General features: G+C 62.5%; 2 protein-coding genes and 1 pseudogene. All 3 read left to right on the forward strand.

The genetic code is table 11. From position 1 onward, the window contains the following. Nucleotides 1–9 precede the first annotated feature (9 nt). Nucleotides 10–5,121, forward strand: a pseudogene (locus ACFRFQ_RS30235) (amino acid adenylation domain-containing protein); the annotation flags it as partial. A gap of 122 nt (nucleotides 5,122–5,243) precedes the next feature. Further along, nucleotides 5,244–18,953: an amino acid adenylation domain-containing protein gene (locus ACFRFQ_RS30240; RefSeq protein ID WP_378665269.1), complete on the forward strand. Its 13,710-nt coding sequence runs from the start codon at nucleotides 5,244–5,246 to the stop codon at nucleotides 18,951–18,953. 210 nt (nucleotides 18,954–19,163) lie between these two features. Then, on the forward strand, nucleotides 19,164–22,543 hold a 3,380-nt coding region (locus ACFRFQ_RS30245), incomplete at its 3' end, for an amino acid adenylation domain-containing protein (RefSeq protein ID WP_378665270.1).

Here is a 22,543-nt window from a genome sequence, read left to right on the forward strand (position 1 = left end):
GTGTCTTCGGTGGAGTTGGTGGTGGCGTCGGCGTTTGTGGGTGTGTTGGGTGTTGATCGGGTGGGGTTGGATGATGATTTCTTCGAGTTGGGTGGTAACTCCCTCATCGCAACTCGGGTTGTCATGCGCATCGCCGAAGAACTCGACACGGCCGTTCCTGTTCGCCTGCTGTTCGAAGCGTCCACCGTCCAGGAACTTGCCGCACGTCTCGAATCGCACGTCGGTGAAGGAAGTCGCCTTGCGCTGACGGCTCAGGATCGACCGGAAGAGATTCCGCTTTCTCTTGCGCAGCAACGTATGTGGTTCCTCAACCGGTTCGACGGCTCGGCCGGCGCCTACAACATGCCGTTTGCTCTACGACTGAGCGGCGCACTCGATCTGGATGCAATGCGTGCGGCGATCGGCGATGTCGTTGCCCGTCACGAAACGCTGCGCACCGTGTATCCCGAAACCGATTCAGGACCGGTCCAGGTCATCGAACCGGTGGGACAGACGCCGGTGGAACTCGACGTCGAAGGCGTCACGGAAGCCGAGATCGTCGGCAAGCTGGTCGAATTGGCGTCGACGAGGTTCGACGTGACGGCTGAAATCCCGCTGCGGATTCGGTTGTTCCAGGTAGCCGACAACGAGTACGTCCTCGCCGTGGTGGTGCACCACATCGCCGCGGACGGTTCCTCGACCACCCCGTTCGCCCGAGACCTCGTCATGGCCTACGCGGCCAGGGCTCAGGGTACGGCGCCGGGTTGGGCGCCACTGGATGTGCAGTACGCCGATTACAGTCTGTGGCAGCGCGAGGTGCTCGGTAGCGAGGACGACCCGGAGTCTGTGTCGTCCGAGCAGATCGCCTACTGGAGCCAAGCTTTGGCCGGGCTGCCGGATCAGCTGGACCTGCCGACCGACCGTCTGCGTCCCGCCGCACAGTCGTACCGTGGTGGCTACCTTCAGTTCGAGATCGACGCAGCAGTGCATCAGGGCCTGTCGGCGCTGGCCCGTGAGCACGGGACCACCCTGTTCATGGTCACCCACGCGGCATTCGCGGTCCTGTTGGCGCGATTGTCCGGTACCGACGACATCGCCGTGGGCACTCCGATCGCCGGTCGTGGTGAGCGTGCGCTCGACGATCTGATCGGCATGTTCGTCAATACCCTGGTATTCCGGACACACGTCGACGGCAGTGACAGCTTCACGGAACTGCTTGCCCGCGTGCGAGAGAACGATCTACAGGCGTTTGCGCATGCCGACGTTCCGTTCGAGCGGCTGGTCGAAGTTCTCAACCCTGCGCGTTCGACTGCTCGGCACCCGCTGTACCAGGTGGGCTTCCTCTTCCAGAACATGGAACAGGCAAGCCTGGAACTGCCTGGCCTCACGGTCAAGGGTCTCGAGATCGACAACGGCGTCGCTCAGTTCGATCTGCAGTTGATCGTCGGTGACAACTACGACGAGCGTGGTGTTGCCTCCGGTATCTCGGCTGTATTCAGCTACGCGCACGACCTTTTCGACGAGTCGACGGTCCAGTCCTTCGCCCATCGGTTCACTACTGTTCTGGCTTCGGTGGTTGCCGATCCGTCGATCGTGGTCGGCGACATCGACGTGCTCGATCCGCGTGAGTCGAATCAGGTTCTGCAGGAATGGAATGCGACGGAGCAGGTACTCGATACCGAGGCCACACTGGTCGATCTGTTCGATCAGCAGGTTGCCGCGCACAGTGATTCCGTTGCGTTGGTTCACGGACTCGATTCACTGACGTATGCGGAGTTCGACGACAAGGTCAACAGGCTTGCGCGTCATCTGATCGGACTCGGTGTCGGCCCGGAATCGTTGGTGGCATTGGGAATGCGACGCTCCATCGATCTGGTGATCGGCATGTACGCCGTTGCCAAGGCCGGCGGCGGCTACGTTCCGATCGATCCGGATCATCCGGCCGATCGCACCGGGTACGTCCTCGAGATGGCCGCGCCGGTGTGCGTGCTCAGCACCGAGAACGACGCACCGTCGCTCGCCGGTATCGACAACGTCCTGCTCATCGACACTCTCGATCTCTCGGGCGTCTCCGGAGCGCCGGTGCGCGGCGACGAGCGGATCGCACCGCTTCGTTCGGCGAATACCGCGTACGTGATCTTCACATCGGGATCGACCGGCAAGCCGAAGGGCGTGGCGCTGTCCCATGCCGCGATCGTCAACCAGCTTTTGTGGAAGCGCGATCAGTACGGGCTCGACCAGACTGACGCAATGCTGCTCAAGACCGCAGCAACCTTCGACCTCTCGGTCTGGGAGTTCTGGTCTGCGTTGACATCCGGTTCACGCCTGATCGTCGCCGACCCGGACGGACACAAGGACGCCGAGTACATGCTGGCGCTGATGGCCCAGGAGAAGGTGACGACGCTACACGCGGTGCCGTCGATGCTCTCGATGCTGACGGCCGCGGCGGACGGTGCTCTTCCGCAGTCGCTCGAGCGGGTCCTTGCCATCGGCGAGGCCTTGCCGGCGGCGACCGCAGCAGAGTTCCGCAAGGTGTCTGATGCAGCGCTGGTCAATCTGTACGGTCCGACCGAGGCCGCGGTGTCGGTGACCGCGCACGACGTGGACGCGAACGACACCTCGTCGGTGTCGATCGGTGCTCCGGAATGGAATACGCAGGTCTACGTGCTCGACGAGCGACTGCATCCGGTCCCGGTCGGAGTAACGGGCGAGCTGTACCTTGCCGGAACCCAGTTGGCTCGTGGCTATCACGGCCGCGCCGACCTGACGTCGGAACGCTTTGTCGCCAACATCTTCGGTGACCCGGGCACCCGTCTGTACCGCACCGGCGACCTTGTCGTCTGGCGCAACGGCGGTGAACTCGAGTACGTCGATCGTGCCGACTTCCAGGTCAAGATCCGCGGCTACCGCATCGAACTCGGTGAGATCGAAGCCGTCATCAGGGCTGTGCCGTCGGTGGATGCCGCAGTTGTGGTCGCGAAAACCGATCCACGACTGGGTGATCGACTGGTCGGCTACCTTGTTCCGCAGGCCGGAGTCAGCATCGACGTCGACAGTGTGAAGGCGGAGCTCGTCCGCGAGTTGCCGAGTTACATGGTGCCGTCGGCGTTGATGGTGCTGAGCGAATTGCCACTCAACATCAACGGCAAGATCGATCGAAAGGTGCTGCCGGAACCCGAATTCGAGGCAACGGAGTTTCGTGCCCCGAGCAACCCGGTCGAGGAGATCGTCGCGTCGGTGTTTGCCGAGGTCCTCGGTGTTCCCCGAGTCGGGCTGGACGACGACTTCTTCGATCTGGGCGGAAACTCACTGATCGCCACCCAGGTCGTCGCCAGGTTGGGGCAGGCACTCGACGCCCAGATCCCGGTGCGGATCATCTTCGAAGCGTCTACCGTCGGACTGCTGGCATCACGGGTGCTCGAGCATGCCGGTTCCGGCTCGCGGGCACAGTTGGTGGCGCAGGAACGACCGTCGCAGATTCCGTTGTCGCTCGCTCAGCAGCGGATGTGGGTTCTCAACCAGATCGATCGGAGGTCTGCGGCGTACAGCATCCCGGTCGCGATCCGGATGTCCGGCGATCTCGACGTGGCGGCATTGCAGTCGGCTGTGTCCGACCTCGTCGCCCGACACGAGATCCTGCGGACGTTCTACCCCGATCTCGGTGACGGCCCGGTTCAGTCGATCCAGTCGCGCTCGGCAGCCGTCGTCGACATGTCCGTGCTGTACGTCGGTGAGGACACGGTCGCGGCGGAGGTCGCAAAGGTTGTCGGTCAGGGCTTCGACGTCACTGCCGCCGTTCCGCTGCGCGTTCGCCTGTTCCAGATCACACCCACCGAGCACGTCCTGATCGTGGTCGTCCACCACATCAGCGGCGACGCATTCTCGATGGCACCGATGATCCGGGACACGATGATCGCGTACACGGCGCGTACCGGCGGAGCGGCACCCGAATGGGCGCCGCTGGAAGTCCAATACGCGGACTACACGTTGTGGCAACGCGACGTTCTGGGCTCCGAGGATGATCCGGACAGTGAGCTGTCGACTCAGCTCGCCTACTGGACGCAGGAACTCGCCGGTGTTCCCGAACTTCTGGAACTGCCGACGGACCGTCCGCGTCCGCCGACGCAGTCGATGAAGGGTGCGGACTTCCTGTTCACACTCGGCGCCGACTCCACGCGTCGAATCGCGGAGATCGCGCGTGAGCAGAACTCGACCGTGTTCATGGTCGTGCACGCCGCGTTCTCGGTGCTGCTGTCCAAGCTCAGTGGTTCGAACGACATCGCGATCGGTACACCGGTGGCGGGCCGTGGTGAGCGAGTCCTCGACGACCTGGTCGGTATGTTCGTCAACACGCTGGTGCTGCGCACGCAGGTGAAACCGGCAACCACGTTTGTCGACCTCCTGCAGCAGGTGAAGGAGAAAGACCTCGCAGCATTCGGAAACGCGGATGTCCCCTTCGAGCGTCTGGTCGAGCAGGTCGGGCGCGAGCGTTCACAGGCATACTCGCCGCTGTTCCAGGTGATGCTCACGTTCCAGAACATGGCGCTCGGCACGTTTGCACTGCCCGGACTCGAACTGTCAGCCGTCGACGACGGATTCGATTCGGCAATGTTCGACCTGCAGCTCACCGGTATCGAGGAGTTCGACGAGCGCGGAGCACTGTCCGATATCCGGATGCGCTTCACCTACGCAACCGATCTGTACGACGCCTCGACGATGGAACTGTTCGCAGCCAGGTTGCGGGCTGTCGTCGACGCTGTCGCCGCTGATCCGACCGTGGTTCTGCGCACGATCGACATCGTGACGGACTTCGAACGCGAGCTGATCGAGGCGGCCGAGCCGAAGACCGCTGCAGACCTTCCGGACCTGGCTGCAGCAGCCGCCGCGGCAGATCCGACGGCCGTGGCCTTCACACACGCGGACACCGTGGTGACCTTCACACAGCTGGCCGAGAAGTTGGCGCTGATGAGAGCGACGATGGGTGCCGCATTGGGTGCCGATGCCTTGGTCTCGGTGTCTCTGACCGGCCTGGTTCCGGGAATTCTTCCGGCCCTCGGGGCTGACGGAATTGCCTCGTTGGTGAGCTCTTTGATCGCGGACGCGCAGGCAACATCGGAAAAGGGTGACCGTATCGACGGGTAATATGCAGTATTTGCCCAGTGGGAGGCATCGGGACGGCACACACTGTGCCTTACCGGTGCTTCTCGTGTGTTGTCAGTTCGTGCTGTTGTCGGCTCGTGCGCAGTCAGTTGGAGGAAGCCTAGATGTCCGTCGGAATACCTGGAGCACAGTCGCTGACGATCGAGGATCTCCCGAGACTGATCGCAGCGGTTGCCGAGGTGGAACCGGGCCGAAGCGCACTTGCTCACGGCGATACGGACATCAGCTACGAACGTCTCAATAGCGAGCTCACCACCCTCGACGCCGCGATGGGCGGCGCGTTGGGGGCAGACGCACTCGTCCCCGTTGTGATCTCCACCGTGTTACCCGAGTTGATCGCTTCTCAGGAGGGTGGACTCGGCAGCGTCGTGGACGCCCTGATCGCCGATGCCACGTCTGTGGTTGCCGTCGACGTGCCGACCGTTGCCCCAGCAACCCTGGTGAGCCTGTTCGAAGAGCAGGTGTCGCGAACACCCGACGCGATTGCACTCCGATTCGGTGACGCCGCGCTGACGTATGCCGAATTCGACGGCCGCGTCAATCAGCTAGCCCGCGAACTGGTCCGACGCGGAGTCGGGCCGGACACCCTGGTCGGTCTCGGTATCCGGCGGTCTGTGGAACTGCTGGTGGCGATGTACGCGATCGTCAAGGCGGGCGGCGCGTACGTGCCGCTCGATCCCGATCATCCGGCCGAACGAGTCGCCTACGTTCTCGATGTTGCGGCGCCGGTTCTGGTACTGACGGTGTCCACTGACGCGCTGACACTTCCGGACGGTGTTTCCGTCCTCGAGATGGACACGGTGGACGTGTCGGTGCACTCGACCGAGCCACTCTCCGATGCCGACCGGCGATCGCCCTTGCGCGCTGAGAACCTCGCGTATGTCATCTTCACATCCGGCTCCACCGGGCGACCCAAGGGTGTCGGGGTTGCCCACGGCGCCATCGTCGCCAACCTCGAGTGGCGGCAGGCCGAATACGCCTTCACCGCTGCGGATGTCATCTTTCAGAAAACGCCCTTCACGTTCGACGTGTCGGTGTGGGAGTTCTTCTGGCCGTTGCAGATCGGTGCATCACTTGTCATCGCGGAGCCGGACGGGCATCGTGATCCTGCCTATGTCGCCCGCACCATGATCGAATACGGCGTCACGGTCGTCCACTTCGTGCCGTCGATGTTGGCCGTCTTTGTCGTCGAGCCCTCGGTTTCCGAGATCACCACTCTCCGTTACGTTTTTGCGTCCGGTGAAGCGCTACCAGCGCAGACGGCGGCTCGACTGCGCGACGTCAGTTCGGCTGCGCTGCACAATCTTTACGGTCCAACCGAAGCTGCCGTCGACGTTACTTACTACGCAACGGGCGAGCAGGACGAGGTGTCCGTTCCGATCGGGCGCGCGGTAGCCGGTACCGAATTGCTCGTGCTCGACGACGCCTTGCGAGCGGTTCCTCCCGGCGTGCCCGGTGAGTTGTACCTGGCCGGTGTCCAATTGGCGCGCGGCTACGTCGCCCGCCCTGATCTCTCGGCCGATCGGTTTGTTGCACATCCCACCGAAGCCGGTGCCCGTATGTACCGTACCGGCGACCTCGTTCGCTGGCGCGGACTTGGCGCTCAGCGACTTCTCGAATACATCGGCCGCACCGACTTCCAGGTGAAACTGCGCGGCCTGCGCATCGAACTCGGCGAGATCGAATCCGCACTTCTCGACAACACTGCCCTCGCGCAGGCGGCTGTGCTTGTCCACTCCGACGCGGCGCTGGGTGACAACCTGGTGGCCTATGTAGTTCCCGCATCAGGAGTTGTGCTCGACACCGACGCTCTTGCACGTGAATTGGGTGGACGGCTGCCGGATTACATGGTGCCGTCGCTGTTTGTCGAACTTGATGCGTTTCCGCTCAACGCCAGTGGCAAGCTGGACCGCAAGGCGCTGCCGGCGCCCGAGTTCACAGCGCAGGTTGTCGAATACCGGGCACCGAGTACGCCGGTCGAGAAAACGTTGGTTGCGATCTTTGCCGATCTGCTCGGCCGAGACGACCTCGGTGTCGACGACGGATTCTTCGACCTCGGGGGAAATTCACTGCTCGCGACGCGAGTGGTGGCGCGCGCGAACGCCGAACTCGGTGTGGAACTCGACATGCGAGCTTTCTTCGATGCTCCGACGGTATCCGAATTAGCTTCTCTCGTAGGCGATTCTGCCGGTAGTGGCACGAGAGCTCCGCTGGTTGCCCAGGAACGCCCCGCACAGATTCCGCTGTCGTTGGCGCAGCAGCGCATGTGGTTCCTCAACCGGTTCGATTCCGCGTCGGCCGTCGATCACATTCCGGTGGCCCTCCGCTTGAGCGGCGCCCTCGACGTCGAGGCATTGCGCGGCGCGATCACGGATCTGGTCGAGCGCCATGAGAGCCTGCGCACCGTCTACCCCGAAATCGACGGTGTCGGATACCAGCAGGTTCTTGCCGCGTCCGATGTCCCGCTGGACGTGACTCCGGTTGTAGTCACGGAATCCGACCTGATCAATCTCGTCACTGCAGTTGTCACCGAGGGCTTCGACGTCACGACGCAAGTTCCCTTGCGGGTGCGCCTGTTCCAGGTCGCAGACTCGGAGTACGTCCTTGTCTTTGTGGTTCACCACATCGGCGGTGACGGTTTCTCGATGGGGCCACTGGTCCGCGACGTTGTCACTGCCTACGCAGCTCGATCACAGGGCGTTGCGTCCGATATCGCTCCCTTGGGGGTCCAGTACGCGGACTTCACGTTGTGGCAGCGCTCCGTTCTCGGTGACGAGAGCGACCCGGAATCGTTGATTTCACGCCAAATCGATTACTGGACGCATCAGTTGGCCGGGATGCCGGAACTGCTCGAACTTCCGACAGACCGCCCGCGCCCGGCCGTGGCGACCAACCGTGGTGCGTCGCACCAGTTCTCGATCGAGCAGGATCTGCTCGTCAAGCTCGAATCGCTGGCTCAGCAGCACAAGGCTTCGGTGTTCATGGTGCTGCACAGTGCCATTGCCGTCCTTCTTGCCCGCTTGTCCGCCACCTCCGACATCGCGATAGGTACCCCGGTCGCGGGGCGTGGTGATCGTGCACTCGACGACGTGATCGGAATGTTCGTCAACACGCTGGTTCTGCGCACCGAGATCGACTCCGCGAGTTCGTTCGTGGACGTGCTGAAAGCCGCGCGCGCTACGGATCTTGATGCTTTCGGTCATACGGACGTTCCGTTCGAGCGCCTTGTCGAGGTTCTCGATCCCGCCCGTTCGCAGGCGCACAACCCACTCTTCCAGGTCATGCTGGCGTTTCAGAATCTCGGCCAGAGTGCGCACGGCGCCACCGATATCGGCGGATTGACGGTCACCGGTGTCGAGCTGGAATCCGCGGTTGCCAAGTTCGACCTCCAGTTCACCGTCTGGGAAGACCCCGAGCTTGGCGGATTGTCGATCATGATCGATTACGCCACAGATCTTTTCGACTCGTCGACCATCGATTCTGTTGCCTCGCGGTTGGCCGCTCTCCTGTCCGTCGTCGCGGAAGATCCGGCCGTCGTGGTCGGTGACATCGATCTGCTGACCGTCTCCGAGCGCGAATTGGTGATCGGTACGTGGAATGCGACCGACCACGAGGTCCCGGAAAACACGCTGGTCGACATATTCGTCGAGCAAGCGCAACGGACCCCGGACGCCACAGCACTCGTCTACGGGGACGAGCAACTGACCTATCGCGACTTCTCGGCCCGAGTGCATCGACTCGCCCGTCTGCTGGTGACGATGGGCGTCGGACCTGACACGTTGGTGGGCCTGGCAATGAGGCGGTCCATCGACCTGGTGGTCGCGATGTACGCGGTGGTCGAAGCCGGCGGAGCTTATCTGCCGATCGATCCCGATCAGCCCGCCGAGCGCAACGAGTACGTTCTGGAGACAGCCCGACCGGTCTGCGTGCTGACCACCGATCGTGACGGTTTCATCGCGGGAACCACGGTTGTCTCCTTGGATTCGCTGGACACCGCCCAGTTCTCAGGCTCTGCGCTGGCCGACGCCGATCGGCTGACACCGCTCCGGTCGGACAACATCGCGTACGTGATCTTCACTTCCGGTTCGACCGGTAAGCCGAAGGGTGTTGCGGTTTCGCATCGGGCGATCGTGAATCGTCTGGTGTGGATGCAGTCCGAGTACGGGCTGACCGAGAGCGACGTGGTGTTGCAGAAGACGCCGTTCACGTTCGACGTATCGGTGTGGGAGTTCTTCTGGCCGTTGCAGGTTGGTGCTCGGTTGGCTGTTGCCGAGCCGGACGGACACCGCGACCCCGCGTACCTCGCCTCCGCCATTTCGGCGTACGGCGTCACCACGGCCCACTTTGTTCCGTCGATGCTCGACGTGTTTGTCGGCGAGCCCTCGGTGGCGGCGTGTACTTCGCTGACGCAGGTCTTCGCGTCGGGTGAGGCGTTGACACCGCAGGTGGCGTCGACGCTGCGGAAGGTTCTTCCCACTGCTGTCCTGCACAATCTCTATGGTCCGACCGAGGCCGCAGTTGACGTGACGTACCACGAGGTCACCGAATCCGACGTCGCAAGTGTGCCGATCGGTGCGCCGGTGTGGAACACCCGGGCCTTGGTCTTGGACGCGCGGTTGCGTCCGGTGCCCGTCGGAGTTGCGGGCGAGTTGTACCTCGCCGGTGTTCAGCTTGCGCGCGGCTATCTGGCGCGGCCCGATCTGAGTGCGGATCGATTTGTCGCGGATCCCTTCTCCGGCCACGGTCAGAGGCTGTATCGCACCGGTGATCTGGTGCGGTGGAAACGGTCGAGCGGAGCGAGGGGGGATGTCGACAGTTTCGGGGAGATCGAGTATGTCGGTCGAACGGATTTCCAGGTCAAACTGCGTGGATTGCGCATCGAACTCAGTGAAATCGAATCGGCTCTACGCGATCACCCGGCGGTATCCGGGGCGGTAGTGCTGGTTCGCAACGACCAACTGGTTGCGTACCTGACGCCCGCACCGGGGGCCGTCATCGATTGGGACATTATCGCCGCGACACTGTCCCAGCGGTTGCCCGGCTACATGGTTCCGGCCACCCATGTGGTGCTCGACGCGTTCCCGTTGGGCTTCTCCGGGAAGCTGGATCGCGCGCAGCTGCCGGATCCGGTGGCTCGTAGTGCCGAGTTCCAGGCACCGGTCACGGGTGTCGAAATCGCTGTGGCTCAGGTCTTCTCGGACCTCCTGGGTGTGGAGAACGTCGGGCTCGGCGATAGCTTCTTTGCTCTCGGGGGTAACTCCCTCATGGCAACTCAGGTTGTTGCGCGGCTGGGCCAGAAACTCGGCACCACCATCGGTGTGCGGACGCTGTTCGACGCGCCGACCGTCGGGGGCCTTGCCGCCCGAATCGATTCGGGAACGACTACGTCGTCGCGGCCTCCGCTTGTCGCCCAGGAACGTCCCGCGCAGATTCCGCTGTCGTTGGCGCAGCAGCGCATGTGGTTCCTCAACCGTTTCGAGCCGGGATCGAATGTCGACAACATCCCAGCCGCACTGCGATTGAGCGGCGCACTCGATATCACGGCATTGCAGGACGCTCTCGACGATCTGGTGCGTCGCCACGAGAGCTTGCGAACCATTTACCCCGAGATCGACGGAGTCGGGTACCAGCAGGTGCTCGAACCCACTCGTCTGATCGACGTAGCACCGATCGACGTGGACGCCGATGACGTCGTGGCACAGGTCGCCCGTGTAGTGGCCCCCGGATTCGACGTGACCACCGAAGTGCCCATTCGTGTTTCGCTCCTGAGGATCACTGATTCCGAGTTCGTGCTCGTCTTTGTCGTCCATCACATCAGTGGTGACGGATTCTCGATGCTTCCGTTGATTCGGGACGTCGTCGCGGCGTACGGTGCGCGATCGGCCGGCGCCGCGCCGCAGTGGGAACCGCTTCCGGTGCAGTTCGCCGATTTTGCCTTGTGGCAGCGCGAAGTCCTGGGTAGCGAGAGCGATCCGGACTCGGTGATTTCCGGGCAGTTCGACTACTGGCGAACACAATTGGCCGGCGTTCCGGATCAGCTCGATTTACCGATAGATCGACCTCGTCCCCGCATTGCGTCCAATCAGGGTGCCTACCATGACTTCTCCATCGATGCGGATCTGCTCGCGCGTTTGAATGCGGTAGCGCAAGCTTCGAACGCGTCGTTGTTCATGGTTGTGCATTCTGCGCTTGCGCTTCTACTTGCGAAGTTGTCGAGTACCACCGACATCGTGATCGGGACTCCGGTTGCCGGCCGCGGTGAGCAAGTGCTCGACAACGTTATCGGGATGTTCGTCAACACCTTGGTGTTGCGAACCGACGTCGATCCGGCGTCAACGGTCGCCGACCTGATCCATCGTGCCCGTGAAACGGATCTCGGCGCGTTCGATCACGCTGACGTCCCGTTCGAGAGCCTTGTCGAGATCATCAATCCGGAACGGTCCCAAGCCCGAAACCCGTTGTTCCAGGTCATGCTGACGATGCAGAACCTCGGCGGTACCACTCCGGAGTCGGCAGCGATGAACGGTGTAGTCGTGTCCGCCGTGGACATCGAATCACCCGTCGCAAAATTCGATCTTCAGTTGACGGTGAGCGAATCGCCGCAGGGCGGTCTTCTTGCGCAGTTCAACTATGCAACAGACCTTTTCGACGCGGCTACCGTAGAACTGTTTGCGCAGCGTTACGTCACGATTCTGGGAGCCCTGGCTGATGATTCTTCTGCCGTAATCGGCGACATCGACGTGGCGAGTGCCGACGAGCGTGCGCGAGTGCTCGTCGAATGGAACTCGACCGAGCACAGTGTTCCCGACTCCACACTGGTAGATCTTTTCGACGCCCAGGTGTCGGTGACACCCCAAGCATCGGCGATCACTTTCGACGGTGTGAGCTTGACGTACGCGGAATTCGACGCTCGCATCAATCGTCTTGCACGCCATTTGATCTCGATCGGCGTTGGGCCCGACACCAGGGTGGGATTGTCGATGCGGCGATCACTCGACCTGCTTGTCGCGATGTACGCGATAACCAAGGCGGGCGGCGCGTACGTTCCGATCGATCCGGATCAGCCGACCGAACGTAACGAGTACGTGCTTGCCACCGCTGCTCCGATCTGTGTCCTCACCACCGCGCGGGATCGATTCGAAACGTCAGCCTGTCCGGTCGTTCACGTGGACACGATCGACGTGTCCGCTCACTCGGACGCTGCGATCTCCGATGCCGTTCGGCTGACACCGCTCCGGTCGGACAACATCGCGTACGTGATCTTCACTTCCGGTTCGACCGGTAAGCCGAAGGGTGTTGCGGTGTCGCATCGGGCGATCGTGAATCGTCTGGTGTGGATGCAGTCCGAGTACGGGCTGACCGGCGATGATGTGGTGTTGCAGAAGACGCCGTTCACGTTCGACGTGTCGGTGTGGGAGTTCTTCTGGCCGTTGCAGGTTGGTGCTCGGTTGGTCGTTGCTGCCGTCGACGGACACCGGGAACCGGCATACCTCGCGGCCGCCATCGCGGAACACGGCGTTACCACGGTGCACTTCGTGCCCTCGATGCTCGAATTGTTTGTCGCAGAACCTGCCGTTCGCGGCGCTGATGCACTGCGTCGGGTCTTCGCCTCGGGTGAAGCACTGCCACCGCAGGTTGCACAGGAATTGTGCGCACTCCTCCCGCAGGCTCGACTGCACAACCTGTACGGGCCCACCGAAGCGGCAGTCGACGTCACGTTCCACGAGGTCACGCAGGCGGATTCCGAGATCGTCCCGATCGGATCGCCGGTCTGGAACACTCGTGTCCTGGTATTGGATTCGCGCCTGCGCCCGGTACCGGTAGGTGTCGCGGGTGAGCTGTACCTAGCGGGAATTCAGTTGGCGCGCGGCTACGTCGGGCGGCCGGACCTCACCGCAGATCGTTTTGTCGCTGATCCGTACGGAACTCCCGGCAGTCGGCTGTATCGCACGGGAGACTTGGTGCGGTGGAACAGTTGTGGTGAGGTTGAATATATCGGGCGGACCGACTTCCAAGTCAAGCTACGCGGATTGCGCATCGAACTGGGCGAAATCGAGACAGCACTGCGCGACCAGCCGTCCGTTGCGTCGGCCGCGGTGACAGTGCGCAACGAACAATTGGTTGCCTACGTAGTGGGACACGCCGGCGGGGTAGTGGACTGGGCATCGGTCGAGGCGGCACTGGCAGCGCGACTGCCCGGCTACATGGTCCCGACGGCGCACGTGGTGCTCGAGGCGTTCCCGCTGGGTGCTTCCGGCAAGTTGGATCGGAAGCAGTTGCCCGATCCAGTAGCCCAGATCGCTGCCTTTCGTGCGCCGCGAAGCGCAGCAGAGCATGCGATCGCGCGGATTTTCTCCGATCTGCTCGATATCGAGCAGGTTGGCCTCGACGACGATTTCTTCTCACTCGGCGGCAACTCGCTCATCGCGACGCAGGTCGTCGCACGACTCGGCGAGGCACTCGACACGACGGTCCCCGTCCGACTGCTGTTCGACGCGTCAACAGTGGAATCCTTTGCATCACTTATAGACTCGCTGTCCGGTAAGGGTGCCCGCCCGCCGCTGGTGGAGCAGGAACGGCCGGAACTTGTTCCGCTTTCGATTGCGCAGCAACGCATGTGGTTCCTCAACCGGTTCGACGCGTCCTCGGGTGTGGACAACATTCCGGTGGCCATCAGGCTGACCGGAGAGTTGGACATCGCGGCGATGCAGGCGGCGTTGGGTGACGTGTTCGAACGGCACGAGATTTTGCGGACGGTATATCCCGAGGTCGACGGGGTCGGATATCAGCAGTTGATGGATGTCGAGCGGATGATTCCGGATCTTTCGCCGGTACGCATTCACGAATCCGTGGTCATCGATCGGGTGGCAGGCGTGATTCTTCCCGGATTCGACGTCACCCACGAGGGGTCGGTTCGGGCGCAACTGTTCGATCTGGGCGAGTCTGAATACGTCCTCGTTTTTGTGATCCATCACATCAGCGGCGACGGCTTCTCGATGGGCCCACTGATCCGCGACTTCGTCTCCGCCTATGTTGCACGCTCGCAAGGCCAGTCGCCGCAGTGGGAACCATTGCCGGTGCAGTACGCCGACTTTGCGTTGTGGCAGCGACAGATCCTCGGAAGCGAGGACGATCCGGAATCGGTTATCTCCGAACAGGTCAGGTACTGGCAGGAACACTTGGCCGGCATTCCGGACCAGCTTGATCTGCCGACGGATCGTCCCCGTCCACGCATCGAGTCGCACAGCGGCGCGGGATACAGCTTTTCGATCGACGCCGATGTTCGCGCCGGTCTCGATCGAGTTGCCCGTGAGGTCAACGCGTCGCTCTTCATGGTGGTGCACAGCGCCTTCGCGGTTGTGCTCGCGCGGTTGTCCGGGACATCGGACATCGTGATCGGTACACCCGCCGCCGGTCGCGGCGAACGTGCTCTTGACGATCTGATCGGTATGTTCGTCAACACCCTGGTGCTACGCGCCGAGGTCGACCCCGAATTATCGTTCGCGGACCTGGTCGCCCAGGTCCGCGAAGCCGATCTCGGTGCGTTCTCGCACGCGGACGTCCCCTTCGAACGGCTCGTCGAGATTCTCAACCCGCAGCGCTCTCAGGCCAGGCAACCGTTGTTCCAGGTCGGTCTGGCGTTCCAGAACCTGCAACGGTCGGTTCTGCAGTTGGAGAATCTGGACGTAGCCGACTTCGCGTTGCCGGACCTGATGGCGAAGGTCGATCTGCAACTGACGTTGATCGAGTCCGAATCGTCAGGCAACGGCGGACTGACCGCCCAGTTCACGTACGCGAGCGACCTGTTCGACGAGTCGACAATTGCGTCCCTCGCGAACCGCTTCCTGCGCGTCCTGCACGCTGCGGTCGCCGACTCGGCGCAGGTGGTCGGTGCTATCGATATCATCGAAACATCCGAGCAGGCAGAGATTCTCGAGTGGTCACGGGGCCGTGACGAGAACCGACTCGACGCGTCGCCGATGACACTGTTCGCGCAGTACGTCGACACCGATCCGTCGGCGTGCGCAGTGGTGGCCGGTGACGTCGAATTGTCCTACGGGGACCTCGATGCGCTGTCCTCCGTTGTTGCCGCGCAACTCGTCGACGCCGGCGTCCGTCCTGACGACGTTGTCGGATTGATCCTGCCGAGGTCGTGGCAGTGGGTAGTGGCGATGGTAGCCGTGTGGAAAGCCGGTGCCGGCTATCTTCCGATCGATCCTGCTCTTCCGGAAGAGCGGGTGAGCACCCTGCTTGCCGACACCGCGGCACGCTGCGTGGTGGCGACAGTGAAGCCTGCCCTCGATCTTCCTGTGGTGCTGATCGGTGACGAGCCTGTGCTCGCTGTTGATGTACCGGCCTGGGTCGATCACTGGCGTGAGGACGGCGCGGATGCCCGAGTCGGCTACGTCATTTCCACTTCCGGTTCGACCGGGCGACCGAAGCCGACCGTCGTTCCGATGGCTGGTATAGCGAATACCGTTGCGTGGTATCGCTCGTCGCTTCCGGCACGCGCCGGGGTGGCAGTGGCGTCGTCACCGAGTTTCGATCTCACACAGAAGAACGTGTGGGGACCACTGACGAGTGGTGGAAGTGTGCACCCGGCGCCTGCGGGCTTCGACCCGAGCGAGATTCTTCGCGTCATCGCCGATGAGCGGGTCACGACGGCAAACATGTCGCCCAGTGCTTTCGACGCTCTCATCGATTCCGACGCCGACGATGTGCTGGCAAGCCTCGAGGTGGTGTTCCTCGGCGGAGAGTCGATACAGATCAGCCGTCTTGGAGACTTGCTCTCTCGCGGAGTTCGAATCGTGAACAGCTACGGTCCGACCGAAGCGTCGGATGTGGTGTCGTTCCAGCAGGCGACGGCAGCGGACGTACTCGGCGTTCCGATCGGCTCGCCGGTACCGAACATCGATCTCTACGTGCTGGATTCACGCTTGGGTCTTGTTCCGTCCGGAGTGGTCGGCGAACTGTACGTCGGCGGTGTCGGTGTCGGCCGTGGTTACGGCAACCGGTACGACCTGACTGCAGAACGGTTTGTTGCCAACCCCTTCGACGTCGCCGGCGAGCGCATGTATCGAACCGGCGACCTCGTGCGTCGCAACACCGCCGGTGAACTCGAGTACATCGGGCGCACGGACTTCCAGGTCAAGATCCGTGGTTTGCGCATCGAACTGGGCGAGATCGAAGCGGCGTTGAACGCAGTGGAATCCGTCGGGACCGCCGTGGTCACGGTCCACTCCGATGCGACGGTGGGGGATCGGTTGGTCGCCTACGTCGTCGGTGTACCTGACGCCGTGATCGTTCCGGAAATCCTGCGGGATGCTGTGGCGCAGCGACTGCCGGAGTACATGGTTCCGTCGGCGTTCATCGTCCTCGACTCGGTGCCGCTCAATGCGAACGGCAAGATCGATCGTCGACAACTGCCCGACCCGGTGTTCGACACGACGCAGTACCGCGAACCGCTCACCGTTGCGGAGAAGGCTGTTGCAGTTGTTTTTGCAGACCTCCTCGGTGTGGACCGAGTCGGACTCGACGACGATTTCTTTGCGCTCGGTGGAAACTCACTTATCGCAACGCGGCTCGCGGCCCGTCTCGGCCAGGCGCTCGATACCACCGTTCCGGTTCGGATGCTGTTCGACGCCACGACAGTCGAGGCACTGGCCCTGGCCCTTGCGGCGTCCGTAGGTTCCGGTCGACGCAAGTCGCTCGAAGCCGCCGAACGACCGGATCGGCTGCCATTGTCTCTCGCACAGCAGCGAATGTGGCTTGTCAACCAGATGGACACGGCCGCAGGAACATACAATATTCCGATGGCGCTGCGGTTGACCGGCGACCTCGACATCGATGCATTGCGGGCCGCGCTGCGCGACGTCACTGACCGGCACGAATCGCTCCGGACGTTCTATCCGGCCGACGACAATGGACCCACGCAACGGATTCTCGATGTCGACGAGGCGCCGCAGTGCGCCGTCGTCGCCGTCGGTGACGAATCCGAGTTGTACGCACGCGTCGCCGCTGTGATGTCGACTGGATTCGACGTCTCCACCGAAGTGCCTGTGCGAATGGAACTTCTGCAACGCGGGACCAGCGATTACGTCTTTGCCCTTGTTGCGCATCACATTGCCGCCGACGGTGAGTCGATGGCACCGTTGGCGCGCGACATGATGATCGCGTACGACGCCCGGACCAGGGGCAGTATTCCGGGGTGGAGTCCGTTGACCGTGCAGTACGCGGACTTCGCGCTGTGGCAGCGTGACGTCGTGGGCACGGCCGACGAGATCGGTAGCGTCGCTGCCGCTCAACTCGAGTACTGGCGGGGCAAGCTTGCTGCTCTTCCCTCGATGGCCGGACTCCCGACGGATCGCCCACGCCCGAGTGCTGTGTCACCAGCAGCGGGTGCCGTCGAGTTCACCGTCAGTGAGGAGATCCACGCGCGGTTGGTAGAGATCGCCCGCGAACGGAATGCAACTACCTTCATAGCATTGCACGCCGCACTGGCCGTACTGGTTTCCCGAGTCGGGGCAACCAATGACTTTGCGATCGGCACCGCCGTGGGTGGGCGAGGGGAGCGCGCTCTCGACGATCTGGTCGGAATGTTCGTGAACACGCTTGCCTTGCGGACTCAAGTCGACACCGCAGCGAGTTTCGACGATCTGGTTGTTGCTGTACGCGACGTCGATCTGGAAGCCTTCGGGAAAGCCGACATCCCCTTCGAAGAGGTATCCGAAGCGTTGGGTGCATCGGCCGACGGACTCTTCCAGATCATCTTGTCGCTGGAACCCGCTGGCGGAGCCGAGTTCTCGCTTCCGGACCTGACGATCAGCGGTGTCGAGTCACCCGTAGTGACCACCAAGTTCGACCTGCAACTGACACTCAGCAGCGCCGCGGACGGATACGGACTCTCCGGCGTCTGGATCTACTCGACCGATCTGTTCGACCAGGGAACCGTCGAATCGTTCGTGGAGCGTTTTGTACGAGTACTCGAACAGGTCACCGACAACCCGTCGACGCCGGTCGGCGACATCGAATTACTCACCGCAGCAGAGAAAGACGAGGCACTCGGAGTGAGCGTTCACTCCAGCACGCCGAGCGGGTCGAGTGCGGCGCTCCTGCCGCAACTGCTGGCGTCGGTGGTCGAGGCCGACCCCGAAGCTCCCGCAATTGTCTTCGGCGACGAGGAAATCGACTACGCCGGAGTCGATTCACGGTCCTCGCAGGTTGCGCGGCTGCTCATCGAGGATGGTGTCGGCCCAGGAAGTCTCGTGAGCCTTTCCGGTCTATCGGGGGCAGACGAAGTGGTGGCGTGCTGGGCAATTGTCAAGACCGGCGCAGCCGTAGCAGTCGGGGAGACCGCAAAGATTTCGGACTCCGTCGCGATCACGCCGGAAACACTCGTCGCCGCAGCCTCACAGCCCACGCGGGCAATCAGCTACGCCGACCGCGTTCGTCCACTCACTGCCGACGACGTCGCATTCCACGTGTTCGGAGATGGCGCCTGGGAGCAGACGTACGGAGAACTCACCGCAACCTTGGCTACCTGGTGCGAGAAGTACACGATCGACGTGGAGTCACGTGTGCTGCACTCCGGTGCATTCGACGCGAGCGGACGGGTTCCGGCAATTCTGCTCGCCGCGTCGGCGGGTGCTGCGTGGGTGGTGGCAGCCGACGATGCCGAATCGCTCGACGACCTGCTGGCCGACGACTGGGTGACACACGCGGTTCTGCCGGTGCAGGACGTTGCGAGTATCGATCGCGGCGAACTGCCGGATCTCGAACACGTCCTGCAAGACCAGAGCCCACAGGCCTGGTGACCGCACGTACCGCGAGTGGTGGAACTCATATCCACTCGCGGTACAGGCTGTCGGCAGGTCCGCGGCTGTAACAATGGCACTCGGTTGCCGATGCATTGTGGGGAGCCGGAACGGGCTGGATGGCCGTGAAAACTAGTATTACGCGAAGGTGAGTTGTCTGATGCCGCAAGGGGCCGACGTACACGCAGATCGATCACCGGACGTGATCGCATGAGCGCAGACGATCTGACCCCCGCAAAGACACGCGGTAGCCGCAAACCCCGCCCCACTCGCACCCGTCGCGTCCGCGTGCCTCTGCTGCCGCAGCTACTGGCAGCTGCCGTCGACATAGACCCGAGCGCCGACGCCATCCGCTTCGACGGTCGTTCCGTCACCTACGCCGAGCTGGATGCCGCGTCGTCGCAGCTGGCACGTCTCCTCATTGCTCACGGGGTGGGACCGGAGGATCGGGTAGCGATCTCCATCCCGCGCTCTGTCGAGTCGGTGTGCGCTCTGTGGGCGGTTGCGAAGACCGGTGCCGCATTTGTCCCGGTGGACCCCAACTACCCGGCTGATCGCGCACTGCACATGCTCTCCGATTCCGGCGCCTCGATCGGCTTGACGGTAGCCACCGTCTCGGACGGACTGCCGGCGAGCCTGCAGTGGTGGGAACTCGACAGCGCAGAGGTTCTGGCGAAGGCTGCCGAGCTTCCTGCCGACCCGGTGTCGTACACCGAACGCGTCGGGACTCTCCGTGCCGAGCATCCCGCCTACGTGATCTACACCTCGGGTTCGACCGGCCGACCCAAGGGGGTCGTCGTCACGCATGGCGGCATAGCGGACCTGTGCGCCGAGCAGGTCGAACGTTACGGTCTCAACGCTGCATCGCGAACCCTGCACTTTGCGTCACCCAGCTTCGATGCCTCGGTTCTGGAACTGCTCCTCGCATTCGGCAGCGGTTCAACGATGGTGATCGCACGCCCCGACGTGTACGGCGGCGACGAACTCGCCGAGCTGCTCACCCGAGAAAAAATCACCCATGCCTTCATGACACCAGCGGCATTGGGATCGCTTTCCGCTGACGGCGGTTTCGACACGCTCGACGTTGTTGTTGTCGGCGGCGAGGCATGTTCACCGGCATTGGTGACGCAGTGGGCGCCAGGACGCAGATTCTTCAATGCGTACGGCCCGACCGAAACTACTGTCGTCGCCTCGATTGCCGAACTGACGGCGGATAGTCCGGTCACGATCGGCGGTCCGGTACGCGGTGTCGGACTCTACGTTCTCGACTCCCGCCTGCAGCCCGTTGCGACCGGCACTGCCGGCGAATTATATGTTTCCGGAACACATCTCGCGCGCGGATACAACCAGCTGCCGGCGACGACCGTAGCAAGTTTTGTCGCAAACCCGTTCGCGGACACGGGTGAACGTCTGTACCGCACCGGCGATACCGTTCGCTGGATCAAGGCCGACGACGACCAGCGCAGCCTCGAATACCTCGGCCGCGGAGACTCACAGGTCAAGATTCGTGGATTCCGCATCGAACTCGGAGAGATCGACGCAGTTCTGGCTGCGGTGCCCGGCGTCGAATTTGTGGCGACACTCCCTCGAAGTGGGCCGACGGGTGAACCGGCGCTGGTGTCGTACGTAAAGTTCGGGAACGCGCTCGACGCTCATGCGTTGACGGTTCACGCGCGCGGCGCACTGCCTCGGCATATGGTTCCGGCAGCAATCGTGATGATCGAGGACATCCCGCTGACCCCGGTTGGCAAGCTCGACATAGACGCACTACCGGCGCCGACGTTCGAATCACGGGCGTACGAGGCGCCGTCCACACCTGCCCAGAAGCAGGTGGCCGACGCGATTGCCGATCTCCTCGGACTCGAGCAGGTGGGCGCCTCGGACGACTTCTTCGAGTTGGGCGGCAACTCCTTGATCGCGGCCAAGCTGGCCGGTCGTCTGGGCGCAGCGTTTGATACCCGGGTTCAAGTAAAGACTCTGTTCGAGGCATCTACTGTCGAGGAATTGGCGGCCCGTATCGAAGCCGAGACGGGATCGATCGGGCATGTGGCGCTGGCTCCGATGCCGCGGCCCGATCGGGTGCCGCTGTCCTTGGCGCAGCAGCGTATGTGGTTTCTGAGCCGCTTCGACGCGGAATCTGCGGTGAACAATATTCCGATCGTGTTGCGACTGTCCGGTGAACTGGACGTGAGTGCTCTTGCGCAGGCAGTTACGGACGTTGTCGCTCGGCACGAGGTGCTCCGGACTGTGTATCCGGAGTTCGGCGGTCTGGGTTATCAGGACATTCTCGAGGTGTCCACCGCTGATATCGATCTGGGTCCTCAGGATCTCGACGAGTCGGAGTTGTTTGCAGCTTTGCTGCCACTCGTGACCGTGGGATTTGATGTTTCCGTGGCTGTTCCACTTCGGGTTCGTCTTTTCCGTACCAGTCCAAGCGATTTCGTTCTTGTGATGGTGGTTCATCACATTTCTGCCGATGGTGTGTCGGTGGGGCCTCTGGTGCGTGATGTTGCGTTGGCTTATCTTGCGCGAGCGCAGGGCGCTGCTCCGGCGTGGGCGCCGTTGGCGGTGCAGTATTCGGACTTTGCGTTGTGGCAGCATGAGGTTTTGGGTGTCGATTCCGATCCTGCGTCGCTGATGTCGGAGCAATTGCGTTATTGGAGTGAGAATCTCGCGGGGTTGCCGGAGAAGATCGACTTACCGCTCGATCGGCCGCGTCCGGTTGTTGCGTCGACGCGTGGGGCGGTGCATCGTTTCGATATCGATGGTGAGTTGCATCGGGCTCTGGAACAGTTGGCGTTGGATCGTGGTGTTTCGCTGTTCATGGTTGTGCATGCGGCGCTTGCGGTGTTGCTTGCGCGGGTGGCGTCGACTGACGACGTGGTGGTCGGTTCGCCGATTTCCGGTCGGGGTGAGCCTGCGCTCGACGACCTGATCGGGATGTTCGTCAATACTTTGGTGTTGCGCACTTCGGTGGCGCCGAGTATGTCGTTCGCTGAGCTTCTGGATCAGGTTCGGGAAACGGATTTGGATGCTTTTGCCAACGCGGATTTGCCTTTCGAGCGTTTGGTGGAGGTTCTCGATCCGGCTCGTTCGCAGGCGCATCATCCGTTGTTCCAGGTTGCGTTGTTCTTCCAGAATATGGCGGGTGAGGCTCTGGAATTGCCGGGTCTGCGGGTTTCGGAGTTCGATGCGGGTATCGATATCGCCAAGTTCGACCTTCAGCTGACTGCCTCGCCAGTTGAAGACGAGGCCGGCGTCGGTACCGGCATTGTGCTCTCGTGGTTGTACGCCACAGATCTTTTCGACGCCCCTACGGTTGTTGCACTCGCAGAGCGGTTGACCTTCATTCTCCGGGCGATCGTGACGGATCCGGGAACTGCTGTGGGTGACGTGGAACTGTTGTCCGCCAACGAAATGCACCACATCGTCGAGGGTTTCAATGACACGTCTCGCGGGACTGTGGGTGGGTTGTTGTTGGATGGTTTTGATTCTGTGGTGGGGGTGTGTTCGGGTTCGCGTGCGGTGGTGTGTGGGGATGTGGTGCTCTCGTATGGGGAGTTCGATGAGCGGGTTAACAGGTTTGCGCG

Source organism: Rhodococcus sp. NPDC056743, from assembly GCF_042790355.1.
Classification (GTDB): domain Bacteria; phylum Actinomycetota; class Actinomycetes; order Mycobacteriales; family Mycobacteriaceae; genus Rhodococcus_F.

Coding starts and splice junctions, on each gene's coding strand:
- ACFRFQ_RS30240 (WP_378665269.1), top strand. CDS start 5,244: ATGTCCGTCGGAATACCTGGAGCACAGTCGCTGACGATCGAGGATCTC.